Below are 11948 nucleotides of genomic sequence, written 5' to 3'. Positions count from 1 at the left end.
CTGTCACAACTGGGGCCGCCGGCATGGAATCTGTCGGCGGCCCTGTCCTTTTTCCACCCCACGGGCCGCTATAAGACCCGGCAGATCAGAGGGAGCATCCGTGACCGAACAGCCAGACCCGGTCACCATCGTGATCGCCGGCGGCGGCAGCGCCGGCTGGATGACGGCGGCCGCGCTCGGGCATTTCCTGGAGACCGGCTATAGGATCCGGCTGATCGAATCCGAAGAGATCGGCACCGTCGGGGTCGGTGAATCCACCATTCCGCAGATCAGGCTGTTCAACGAGGCACTCGGCCTCGACGAGGACGCCTTTGTCCGGGCGACGCAGGCGACCTTCAAGCTGGGCATCGAATTCGACGGGTGGTCGCGGCCGGGCGAGCGCTACATGCACGCCTTCGGCGCGGTCGGCCGCGACGTCGGGCTGATCGCCTTCCAGCATTACTGGCTGCGCGCGCGCCGGCTCGGTCTGGCCAGGACTCTCGACCATTATGCGCTGAACGAGCTCGCGGCGCGCGGAAACAAGATGCATCGGGGCGCGCCATTGAGCGGCGCCGCCATCCCGGCCCTGCCCTATGCCTTCCAGTTCGACGCCGGGCTCTATGGCGCCTGGCTGCGCCGTTTCGCCGAATTGCGAGGGGTGCAGCGCACTGAAGGCAAGGTGATCGAAGTGGTCCGTGATGGCGAGAGCGGCGACGTGGCCGCGTTGCTGCTCGAGTCAGGCGAGCGCATCGCCGGTGACATCTTCATCGATTGCACCGGCTTTCGCGGCCTGCTGATCGAGCAGACGCTGGAAAGCGGCTTCGAGGACTGGTCGCACTGGCTGCCCTGCGACCGTGCAGTCGTCGTCCCCAGCGCGAGCGGCGGCGCGCTGACCCCTTATACGCGTGCCCGCGCACTGACCGCCGGCTGGCAATGGCGCATCCCGCTGCAGCACCGCGTCGGCAACGGTCATGTCTATGCCAGCAGCCATCTGGGCGACGACGAGGCGACCGCGCTGCTGCTCGCCAATCTCGACGGCGAACCGCTCGCAGATCCTCGCCCGCTGCGTTTCAAGGCCGGCAAGCGCAAGCGCGCCTGGGAACGCAACGTCATCGCGATCGGGCTGTCGAGCGGGTTTCTCGAACCGCTCGAATCGACCAGCATCCACATGATCCAGGCAGCAGTATCGCGGCTGCTCAAGCTGATGCCCGGCCGCCATGTCGCGGCCGCGGACCGCGACGAATATAACCGCCAGACCGATTTCGAAATCGAGCGGATCCGCGATTTCCTGATCCTGCACTACCACGCCAATGCGCGTGACGAGGCCTTCTGGCAGGCGTGCCGCACGATGGCGCTGCCGGAAACGCTGGCGCGCAAGATCGCGCTGTTCCAGGCCAATGGCAACATCGTGCGCGAGCATGAGGAGTTGTTCACCGAGGTTGGGTGGCTGCAGGTGCTGATCGGCCAGGGCGTGATGCCGCACGGCTATCACCCACTCGCCGACCAGATCGAGCAAGTGGAACTCGGTGAGTTCATGGAGACGATCGAGCTGCTCTACGCGCGGGAGGCTTCGCGCATGTCGGGCCATGCCGAGTTCATCGCCCGCCATTGCGCGGCGTCGCGGTGACCCTCCGCTCTGAATACGTATGCCAGAAGATTGGCTTGGCGCGGCGGCGATCTCAAGAGAGCGCCAAGCAGATAATGTGCGCGGTGTCGATCGCGCGCCAGGAGAGGGTGGGATGAATCGTTCGACGCGCCTTGGCGCCCTTACCCTGCTGGTCGCAGCGACATTGCCGCTCGCCGCGCCCGCGCAGACCGCGCCGGCCGTCGCCAATTTTCGTGACCGCCTCCCACAGGACGAGGTGATCTATTTCCTGCTGCCGGACCGCTTCGAGAATGGCGATCCGTCGAACGATCGCGGCGGCCTCACCGGCGGGCGGCTCACCACCGGCTATGATCCGACCGCCAAGGGCTTCTATCACGGCGGCGATCTCAAGGGGCTGATCAAGCGGCTTGGCTATATCCAGGATCTCGGCGTGACGGCGATCTGGGTCGGTCCGATCTTCCAGAACAAGCCGGTTCAGGGTCCGCCGGGACAGGAATCCGCCGGCTATCACGGTTACTGGATTACCGACTTTACCCGAGTGGATCCGCATCTTGGCAGCAATGCCGACTTCAAGGCGCTGGTCGATGCCGCACATGCGCGGGGGATGAAGGTCTATATGGATATCATCGCCAACCATAGCGCAGACGTGATCCAGTACCGCGAGTGCGCCCCGGGCAGCGTTTGCCCCTATCGGTCGATCGCTGACTATCCCTTCCAGCGGCGCGGAGGCCCGAACGGCGCGGCAATCAATGCCGGCTTTCTCGGCGAAGGCGTGCAGACGCCGGAGAATTTCGCCCGGCTGACTGACCCAAGCTTCGCCTACACGCCATATGTCCMGGCCGCCGAGGCGAACATCAAGGTGCCGGCCTGGCTCAACGACGTGCGCTGGTATCACAACCGCGGCAACACGACCTATATCAACGAGAGCGCGACGCTGGGCGATTTTTCCGGCCTCGACGATCTCGATACCGAGAACCCTCGTGTCCTGCAGGGCATGATCGACATCTTCGGCGACTGGATCGATCGCTACGGCGTCGATGGCTTCCGCATCGATACCGCGCGCCACGTAAATCCCGAATTCTGGGCGCAGTTCGTGCCGGCGATGCTCGACCGCGCTAGAGCGAAGGGCATTCCCAACTTCCACATCTTCGGCGAGGTCTATTCGGAATCGCTCGATGTCGGCTTGCTCGCGCGCCACACCCTTGTCGACAAGCTCCCTGCAGTGCTCGATTTCGCCTTTCGGCAGGCGGTGGTCGAGACGGTCGCGGGGCAGCAGGAGGCCGATGTGTGGGACAAGCTCGTCGCTGGCGACGCGCTCTACGCCCATGGCTTCGACACCGCCTTGACCTTGCCGACGTTCGTTTCGAACCACGACGCAGGCCGGCTCGGCTTCTACATCCGCAAGGCGTTCCCCCAGGCGAGCGACGACGAGGTGCTGAAACGCGCGATGCTCGCCAACGCAATGCTGCTGACCTGGCGCGGCGTGCCGACGATCTATGCAGGCGACGAGCAGGGATTCGCCGGCGATGGCGGCGATCAGGATGCGCGCGAGGATATGTTCGCGAGTCAGGTCGCGATTTATAACGACAACCGGCTGATCGGCACCGACACCACCACCGCCAAGGCCCATTTCGGCGAGGACAATCCGCTGTTCAGACAGATCGCCGCGCTCGCCCGGCTGCGCGTCTCCCATCCCGCGCTCACCCGCGGTCGCCTCGTGCTGCGCGTCCGCGACGACAAGCCCGGGCTGCTCGCTGTGTCGCGCTTCGATCCGGCTAGCGGCGCCGAGCTGCTGCTCGCGTTCAACAGCTCGGCCGCGCCCGTGACGAAGCAGGTCCAGGTCGAGACGCGCTCAACGACCTTCACCACGCTCGCCGGCCACTGCGCCGCGGCCAGCGCACCGGGCAGCGTAACCGTCACCCTGCCCGCCTTCGGCTACGCGATCTGCGAGGCGCGTCCGTGAACGAGATCATCCCCCAGCCCATCACAACGACCGACCAGCAGGCCGAGCGCGTCTGGTGGCGCGGCGCCGCGATCTACCAAATCTATCCCCGAAGCTTTGCGGATTCGAATGGCGACGGCATTGGCGATCTCGCCGGCATCACCGCTCATCTCGACCATGTCGCGTCTCTGGGGGTCGACGGTATCTGGCTGTCGCCCTTCTTCACCTCGCCGATGGCCGATTTCGGCTATGATGTGGCGGACTATTGCGACGTCGACCCGATCTTCGGCACGCTGGCCGATTTCGATGCACTGGTCGCGCGCGCTCATGCGCTCGGGCTGCGCGTGATCATCGACCAGGTCTATTCGCACACCTCGGATGTGCATCCCTGGTTCCGCGAAAGCCGCGGCAGTCGCGCCAACGCGAAGGCCGACTGGTATGTATGGGCCAATGCGCGGGCAGACGGCAGCCCTCCCAACAACTGGCAGTCGGTATTCGGCGGACCGGCCTGGACCTGGGATGCGCGGCGTCGGCAATATTATATGCACAATTTCCTCAGCGCCCAGCCGCAGCTGCATGTTCATCTGCCCGAGGTGCAGCAGGCCCTGCTCGACACGGCCCGTTTCTGGCTCGAGCGCGGCGTCGACGGCTTCCGCATCGACGCGATCAATTTCGCGATGCACGACCCCGAACTGCGCGATAACCCACCTGCACCCGAGACCAACGGCGTGCGCACCCGCCCGTTCGACTTCCAGCAGCATATCCACAATCAGAGCCACCCCGATATCCCCGGCTTTCTCGAGCGGCTGCGCGCACTGACGGACGAATATGGCGTGCGCTTCACCGTCGCCGAGGTCGGAGGGGCTTCGCCCGAGCGCGAGATGCACGCCTTCACCGCCGACGAACGCCGGCTCAACTCGGCTTATGGCTTCAACTTCCTCTACGCCGATAAGCTGACCCCTGCGCTCGTGCGCGAGGCGGTCGAGCAATGGCCCGATGTGCCGGGCACAGGCTGGCCGAGCTGGGCGTTCGAGAACCACGATGCCCCGCGCGCGCTGTCACGCTGGACGACGCCCGACCAGCGCGACGCCTTCGCCGCCTTGAAGATGCTGCTCCTGGTGTGCCTGCGCGGCAACATCTTCCTCTATCAGGGCGAGGAGCTCGGCCTGACCCAGGTCGATATCCCGTTCGACCGGCTGCGGGATCCCGAGGCGATCGCCAACTGGCCGTTGACGCTGAGCCGCGACGGCGCGCGCACGCCGATGCCGTGGTCGGCCGACAAGCCGCATCTCGGCTTCTCGGTGGTCGAGCCGTGGCTGCCGACCGGACCGGATCATGCCCCATTGGCGGTCGACGCACAGGAAGGCGATGCTGCCTCGCTGCTCGCGCTGACCCGCCGCCTGCTCGCCTTGCGCAACGCCAGCCCCGCGTTGCTGACCGGCGACATTCGCGTCATCGAGGCGTCCGACAGCCTGCTCGCCTTCGAGCGCATCGCACCCGGTCAGCGGCTGCTGTGCGTGTTCAATATTGGCGACACACCGCGCGACTGGCAGCCGGGTGATGCCGATGCGTGGCATCTTGTCGAACAGGTCGGAGACGTGACCGACTGGCATTTCGGCCCGTTCGCGGCGCTGGTGGCTGAACGTACAGCATAAGGATCAAGAGATGCGTTTGCTCCCGGCCCTGTTCGCGCTGCTCGCGCTGGCCGCCGCCCCTGCCTCAGCGCAGGTCGTCGCCAGCGTCGCGTCGCCCGATGCCAGCATCAAGGTCGAGGTGACACTCAACGGTGAGGGTCGCGCTGGATATCAGGTCAGCCGGTCGGGCAAGCCGATCATCGCGGAATCGCACCTTGGCTTCCTGTTCACGGACGCGCCGCAAATGCTGCGCAACTTCGCGCTCGAAAGCCAGTCGACCAGCGACCATGACGACACATGGGACCAGCCCTGGGGCGAATGGACGCGGGTGCGAAACCATTATCGCGAGCTGCGGCTGCGCCTGCGCGAGACCAGCGCGCTGCACCGTGCGCTCGATGTGGTGTTCCGCGTTTTCGATAATGGAGTCGGCTTCCGCTACGAATTCCCCGACCAGCCGAGCCTTCACCAGGCCAACATCGCCGAGGAGCTGACCCAGTTCAACCTCGCCCAGCCGGCCGAAGCATGGTGGTGCGAGGCGTTCGAATCCAACCGCGAGGAGTATCTCTACCACCACACGCCGGTGGCGGAGATCGGTATCGCCCAGACGCCGCTGACGGTGAAGCTCGCTGACGGTACGCACGTCGCCTTTCACGAGGCGGCTCTGGTCGACTATGCCGGCATGAACATCGCCAAGGTGGTCGGCGGCAATCTCAAGGCCGTCCTGACCCCGGCCGCGACCGGCGCGAAGGTCAGCCGCATGGCGCCCTTCCCGACACCGTGGCGCGTGATGCTGATTTCGCCCGATGCGACCGGGCTGTACATGGCGAACCCGCTGATCCTCGACCTCAACGAACCGAACAAGCTCGGCGACGTGTCATGGGTCCACCCGCGCAAATATGTCGGCATCTGGTGGGGCATGCATCTCGACACGCAGAGCTGGGCGTCCGGCCCGAAGCACGGCGCGACCACCGCCAACACCCGCGCAATGATCGACTTCGCCGCGAAGAACGGGTTCGGCGGCGTGCTGGTCGAGGGCTGGAACGAGGGCTGGGACGGCGAGTGGTTCGCCAATGGAGAGAGCTTCAGCTTCACCAGACCCTATCCCGATTTCGATCTCCCCGGCCTCGCCGCCTATGGCAAATCGAAAGGCGTGGTACTGATCGGCCACCACGAGACCTCGGCCAATGCTGCCCATTACGAAGAACAGATGCGCGCCGCGTTCGACCTCGACCAGCGGCTCGGCATCGACGCGGTCAAGACCGGCTATGTCTCGGATGCCGGCGGTTTCAAGGCGAAGACCGGGCCTGACGGCGCGATCCGGTACGAATGGCATGAGGGGCAGGCGTCGTCCGTCCACCACCTGCTGGTTGTGACCGAGGCAGCGAAGCGCCACGTCGCGATCGACGCACACGAACCGATCAAGGACACCGGCCTGCGCCGCACCTATCCCAACTGGGTGTCGCGCGAGGGCCAGCGCGGCATGGAATATAACGCCTGGGGGGCGCCCAAGAACCCGCCCGAGCACGAAGCCAACCTCGTCTTCACCCGCATGCTCGGCGGGCCGATGGACTTCACCCCCGGTGTGCTGAGTCTCAAGGGTCGCGGCGGCAGCGACATTCTCTCGACCATCGCCAAGCAGCTAGCACTGTACGTGGTGATCTATTCGCCGATCCAGATGGCCGCCGACCTGCCGGAGAATTATGCGAAATATCCGGGCCCCTTCCAGTTCATCAAGGATGTGCCGACCGATTGGTCCGATACCCGGGTGCTCAACGGCGAAGTGGGCGATTATGTCACCATCGCGCGCAAGGATCGCCGCTCGAACGACTGGTATATCGGCGCGGTGACCGACGAGAATGCCCGGACGCTCGACGTGACGCTCGACTTTCTCGATGCCGGGCGCAGCTATACCGCCGAAATCTACCGCGACGGGCCAGGCGCGGACTATCGCACCGACGGCCGCCACGCGATCACCATCGAGCGCGTGAAGGTGCGCAAGGGCGACAAGCTTAGCCTCCCGCTCGCGCCAGGCGGCGGCGAGGCGATCCGCTTCGTGGCGGGGCGGTGACTCATCATCTGCGCTCCAGCACGGAGAACCGTAATTGGGCCTTGGCCTTCGCCGGGGTGGTACTACTCCTGTTCGAGCTCTATTTTCCTGCGAAGGCTCCGGCCCAGACAGCCGGTCGCTTCGTCGAAATCCCCGCCGCCGCATCGACCCAGCCCGCCATCACCGCGCCGCACGTCGTGGTTTGGGTTCCGCCGGGCTATGACAAGTCCCGCGACCGCTACCCCGTCGTCTACATGCACGATGGCCAGAACGTCTTCTTCGCGGAGCGGTCGGGCTTCAACAAAATATGGGCCGCCGATAAATCCGCGCTTCGCCTCATCGCGGCGCGCAAGGTCGCCCCGTTCATCATCGTGGCGGTCGATCATCCCGGCGCCGCGCGGTATCGCCAGCTCTTCCCGCAGGCGCTCTACGATGCCGCCCCGCCTGCGGTGCGTACGGTGTTCGACGCCAATGCCAAGGGGCCGATCACTGGCGACGCCTATCTCGCCTTTCTCGTCCATGACCTGAAGCCGCTGATCGATCGCAGCTATCGCACGCGCCGCGATCCGGCCCATACAGCAATCGTCGGGTCGAGCATGGGCGGCCTGATCTCGTGCTACGCCTTCGTGCAATATCCCCGCGTCTTCGGTCGCGCCGCTTGCGTCTCGACGCACTGGCTGCTCGCAGGCCCGCAGGAACTGCCTGCCGATGCCGATGTGCTCGGCCTGTGGAAAGCCTATCTCGGCGCGCATCTCGGCGCCCCGGCTGGCCGCAAGCTGTGGATGGACCATGGCACCGAGACCCTCGACGCGCTGTATGGCCCCTGGCAAGCGGCCATCGATGCCGACCTGACGGGGCTCGGCTGGCGCAAGGGCCGCGACTTCGAGAGCCGGACCTATCCCGGCGCCGCGCACGAGGAGAATGCCTGGGCGGCACGGCTCGACGACATCTTCGGCTGGCTGCTGCGATGAACACCCCCGGCCGCATCGTCATCCTTGGCGGCGGCACCGCCGGCTGGATGGCGGCCAACCTGTTCGCGCAGCGCTGGCCGGGCACCGCGCAGGTGACCGTGATCGAAAGCCCGGAAATCGGCATCATCGGCGTCGGCGAGGGCTCCACCCCGCAGCTCAAGGCGTTCTTCGACACGCTCGGCATCGCGGAAGGCGAATGGATGCCGGCGTGCAACGCGACCTACAAGAACGGCATCGCCTTTCACGGCTGGTCGGATCGGCCCGGCCATGAAAGCTATTTCCACCCCTTCCCTGGCCCGCTCGATCTGCACACCGCCCCGGCCTTTTTCTTCAACTGTCTCGCGCGGCGCATTGGCAACGATGTCCCGGCGCACCCCGATCGCTTCTTCCTGCAGCCGCGCCTCACGGCACAGCGCCTTGCGCCGATCGCGCCCGAAGAGTTCCCGCTCGGCCCGAGCTACGGTTATCATTTCGACGCCCACCTCGTCGGCGCGTTCCTGCGCGACCATGCGATCGGTCGCGGCGTGACCCATCTCCAGCGCCGCATCGTCGACGTGGCGATCGATGACGGGATGGTCACCCACCTGGCGGCTGAAGATGGCGAGACGATTGCCGGCGACCTGTTCGTCGATTCGAGCGGCTTTCGCTCGGTGATCCACCAGGCTGCTCTCGGCGTGCCGTTCCGGTCCTTCGCCGAGAACCTGTTCAACGATCGCGCGGTCGTAATGCCGACACCGACCGATCCGACCGGCACCGCCAGCGCGACCAAGGCGACCGCAATGAAGAGTGGCTGGGCCTGGGAGATCCCGCTGACCAGCCGCACCGGCAACGGTTATGTCTATGCATCGCGTTACACCACGTCCGACGAGGCGGAGGCCGAGCTGCGTGCGCATCTGGGCGTCGGCGAAGAGGTGCAGGCGCGCCACCTGACGATGAAGGTCGGGCGGGTCGAGCAAAGCTGGGCAGGCAACAGCCTCGCCATCGGCCTGGCGCAGGGGTTTATCGAACCGCTCGAGGCGACCGCGCTGCACATCGTACAGGCCACGGTCGAGGGCTTCATAGCGGCGTGGGAGCAAGGCGGCCCCACCCCGGCCAGCCGCGACGCGTTCAACCAGCGCATCGCTGCACGGTATGACGGCATTCGCGACTATATCGTCTGCCACTATCGGATGAACCGCCGCAGTGACACGGCTTATTGGCGCGACAATGCGGCGAACGACCGGCTGTCGGATTCGCTCAAGGCGATCATGACCTGCTGGTTCACCGGCGGGGATCTCGAGCGCGAGATCGCCGACCAGGGCATTGCTGCTTATTATCCCCCGATCTCGTGGCACTGCCTGCTCGCGGGCTATGGCCAGCTTCCCGACGCCGGACACATCCGCGCGCCCGAACCTGCCGCGCTGCGCCACGACATGACCGCGATCGACGAACTGCTGCGTCGCGCCGCGCTCAATTTCCGCGACCACAAGGCCGTGCTGGCCGAGCTTGCCTGAAGGACCGCTTATGCGCTGGATCATCGCCCTGCTGATCGCCGCCCTCGCCCTGCCCATCGCCGCGGGCGCGGCGCCGGTCCCGGCGCGCTACACGCCGCAGTCTTATGTGAAGATCCAGCATCCCGCATGGAGCCGGCAGGCGGTGCTGTACCAGCTCAACACCCGTCAGTTCACGCCCGAAGGCACCTTCCGTGCCGCCGAGAAGCAGCTGCCGCGGCTCAAGGCGCTCGGTGTCGATGTGGTGTGGCTGATGCCGGTCAATCCGATCGGCGTGAAGAACCGCAAGGGCACGCTCGGCAGCCCCTATTCGGTGCGCGACTATTACGGCGTGAACCCGGAGTTCGGTACGGTCGCCGATCTCAAGGCGTTCATCACCACGGCGCACCGGCTCGGCCTGCACGTCATCCTCGACTGGGTCGCGAACCACACGGCTTGGGACAACAAGCTCGTGACAGAGCATCCCGACTGGTACGAGCATGATTGGAAGGGCCGGTTTCGCCCGACGCCGTGGTTCGACTGGTCGGACATCATCGACCTGAACTATGACAAGCCGGGCCTGCGGCAATATATGACCGCGGCCATGAAATACTGGGTGCGCGATGTCGGATTCGACGGCTTTCGCTGCGACGTGGCGGGCATGGTGCCGCTCGATTTCTGGAACAATGCGCGGGCCGAGCTGGCGGCGATCAAGCCAGTGTTCATGCTCGCCGAGTGGAACTGGCCCGACTATCATGCACGCGCCTTCGATGCGACCTATGCCTGGGACTGGTGGGACGCGATGCACGCGATCGGCACCGGCAAGAGCGATGCCGGCGCGCTGTTCGGCTATTACAGCTGGACGACGGCGCCTGGCCGCGCGGGGCGATGCGCATGCTGTTCACTACCAACCACGACAAGAACAGCTGGGACGGCAGCGACGAGGAGCTGTTCGGCAAGAGCTTTGCCGCGGCGACCGCGCTGAGCTTTGTCAGCGATGGCCTGCCGCTGATCTATAACGGTCAGGAAGCCGGCAACTCGAAGCGCCTCGCATTCTTCGAACGCGACCCGATCGCCTGGCGCGATCACCCCAATGCCGTGCTGTTCCGGCGGCTGATCGCCTTCCGCAAAGCCCATCCAGCGCTCGACAATGCGCCATGGGGAGCGCCGATGATCCGCGTCGTCAACGACCGTCCCGAAAAGATCTTCTCCTTCGTCCGCCAGAAGGGCGACGACCATGTGCTGGCGGTGTTCAACTTCTCGGGCGAAGCGCAGACGGTGACGCTCAGCGATGGACCGATCAACGGCACCTTCCGCGACGAGCGCGACGGCAGCGCCGTCACCTTGCGCGAGGGCATGACCATGACGCTGGCGCCCTGGGGGTTCCGGCTGCTGTCGCGATGACGCGGGTGCAGGCTATGCTGGGGATCTGATCGCCTGCGCGTGCACCTGAAGCGTCCGCTGCATTTTCTCGAAGCGGCGGCGGCGATCCTGCTGATGATCCCGATGCTCCAGGCAACGCGCACGAGCGCTATCGAGCGCGCGCAGGACACGCGCCAGGTCGCGAGTGCGTGGGTGCGCGCCAATGTCGCGCCTGGGAAAAGCATCGTGGTGGAGCATGCCGCMTTCGATCTGCTCGGTGGACCGTGGCGCTTCCTGTTCCCGCTCGGCTCGGCTGGATGCGTCGATGCGCGCGACATCCTCGCCAAGCGAATCCGCTATTCGCGCGTGGAGGTGTTGCGATCGGGGCGGGCCGTGGTCGACCTGGCGCATGTGGACGTGGCGCAGCTTCCGACCTGCCGCGCCGATATTGCGATCCTCACCCATTATGACGGCTACCGGGCCGACGCCGTGCACTTCCCCGCCGAACTGGACCGGTACGCACACCTGCTGCGCGGGGGCAGACTGCTCGCCGTCATCCGGCCGATACCCGGCGCGCGGACGGGACCGGTGGTGCGGATCGAGCAATTGTCTCGAGGGCAAGTACACTCGCCTGATCGCCCATAGGCCGGCGGAAGTGAATTGGGGGCGCTACCGCGGGTCAATCCGCATTCCACGTGGCGATCGAGGCCGATGTTGGACGTGTGACATAATTCAGGTGGGGTTTGGGCGGTCGCGTTGGAGTTTCACGAGGGGGAATGCGCGAAATGGCGTCTGACGTGTTGGAGAATTTTGTCATGCCTGTCGGGGGTATCGGGGGGATCTGTACAGAACATTGTACAGATCGGCGGGTGCGACAAAAAGGTGCGGTAACCCCTAAGCGGCTTTGGGCTTGGGCCCGCGCTTGCGCCCGCGCTTGC

General features: G+C 65.6%; 9 protein-coding genes. All 9 read left to right on the top strand.

Annotated features, from left to right (window positions below; translation table 11 throughout):
• Nucleotides 1-160: 160 nt before the first annotated feature.
• Nucleotides 161-1606, top strand: a complete 1446-nt coding sequence (locus AC1DVS_RS26255; RefSeq protein WP_478027467.1) for a tryptophan halogenase family protein — start codon at nucleotides 161-163, stop codon at nucleotides 1604-1606.
• 112 nt (nucleotides 1607-1718) lie between these two features.
• A complete protein-coding gene (locus AC1DVS_RS26250; RefSeq protein ID WP_478027457.1) occupies nucleotides 1719-3548 on the top strand; it encodes an alpha-amylase family glycosyl hydrolase in 1830 nt (609 codons plus the stop codon).
• Nucleotides 3545-5182 carry an alpha-glucosidase gene (locus tag AC1DVS_RS26245; RefSeq protein WP_478027456.1) on the top strand — a complete coding sequence of 546 codons (1638 nt, stop codon included), beginning with the start codon at nucleotides 3545-3547 and terminating at the stop codon, nucleotides 5180-5182. The genes AC1DVS_RS26250 and AC1DVS_RS26245 overlap by 4 nt, the downstream gene beginning before the upstream one ends.
• A gap of 10 nt (nucleotides 5183-5192) precedes the next feature.
• Nucleotides 5193-7229 carry a glycoside hydrolase family 97 protein gene (locus AC1DVS_RS26240; RefSeq protein WP_478027455.1) on the top strand — a complete coding sequence of 679 codons (2037 nt, stop codon included), beginning with the start codon at nucleotides 5193-5195 and terminating at the stop codon, nucleotides 7227-7229.
• A gap of 56 nt (nucleotides 7230-7285) precedes the next feature.
• The gene (locus tag AC1DVS_RS26235; protein WP_478027454.1) at nucleotides 7286-8179 is read left to right on the top strand and encodes an alpha/beta hydrolase; all 894 of its coding nucleotides are present in this window, start codon (nucleotides 7286-7288) and stop codon (nucleotides 8177-8179) included.
• The gene (locus AC1DVS_RS26230) at nucleotides 8176-9672 is read left to right on the top strand and encodes a tryptophan halogenase family protein (protein WP_478027453.1); all 1497 of its coding nucleotides are present in this window, start codon (nucleotides 8176-8178) and stop codon (nucleotides 9670-9672) included. The genes AC1DVS_RS26235 and AC1DVS_RS26230 overlap by 4 nt, the downstream gene beginning before the upstream one ends.
• 10 nt (nucleotides 9673-9682) lie before the next feature.
• On the top strand, nucleotides 9683-10633 hold the full coding sequence (locus tag AC1DVS_RS26225) for an alpha-amylase family glycosyl hydrolase (RefSeq protein WP_478027452.1): 951 nt from the start codon (nucleotides 9683-9685) through the stop codon (nucleotides 10631-10633).
• Entirely contained in the window at nucleotides 10543-11052 is a 510-nt protein-coding gene (locus AC1DVS_RS26220) for an alpha-glucosidase C-terminal domain-containing protein (RefSeq protein ID WP_478027451.1), read from the top strand. The genes AC1DVS_RS26225 and AC1DVS_RS26220 overlap by 91 nt, the downstream gene beginning before the upstream one ends.
• 39 nt (nucleotides 11053-11091) lie before the next feature.
• Entirely contained in the window at nucleotides 11092-11655 is a 564-nt protein-coding gene (locus tag AC1DVS_RS26215; RefSeq protein WP_478027450.1) for a hypothetical protein, read from the top strand.
• Nucleotides 11656-11948 lie beyond the last annotated feature (293 nt).

The sequence above is a fragment of the Sphingomonas sp. P3_C5 genome, from assembly GCF_056402635.1.
The sequence above is the reverse complement of the archived record's forward strand: the minus strand, read 5'-3'. Positions and strand labels throughout refer to the sequence as shown.

What these genes read in the sequence shown, in the direction of transcription:
- AC1DVS_RS26255 (WP_478027467.1), top strand. Translation starts at nt 161, where the DNA reads ATGACGGCGGCCGCGCTCGGGCATTTCCTGGAGACCGGCTATAGGATC.
- AC1DVS_RS26240 (WP_478027455.1), top strand. Translation starts at nt 5,193, where the DNA reads ATGCGTTTGCTCCCGGCCCTGTTCGCGCTGCTCGCGCTGGCCGCCGCC.
- AC1DVS_RS26230 (WP_478027453.1), top strand. Translation starts at nt 8,176, where the DNA reads ATGAACACCCCCGGCCGCATCGTCATCCTTGGCGGCGGCACCGCCGGC.
- AC1DVS_RS26225 (WP_478027452.1), top strand. Translation starts at nt 9,683, where the DNA reads ATGCGCTGGATCATCGCCCTGCTGATCGCCGCCCTCGCCCTGCCCATC.
- AC1DVS_RS26220 (WP_478027451.1), top strand. Translation starts at nt 10,543, where the DNA reads ATGCTGTTCACTACCAACCACGACAAGAACAGCTGGGACGGCAGCGAC.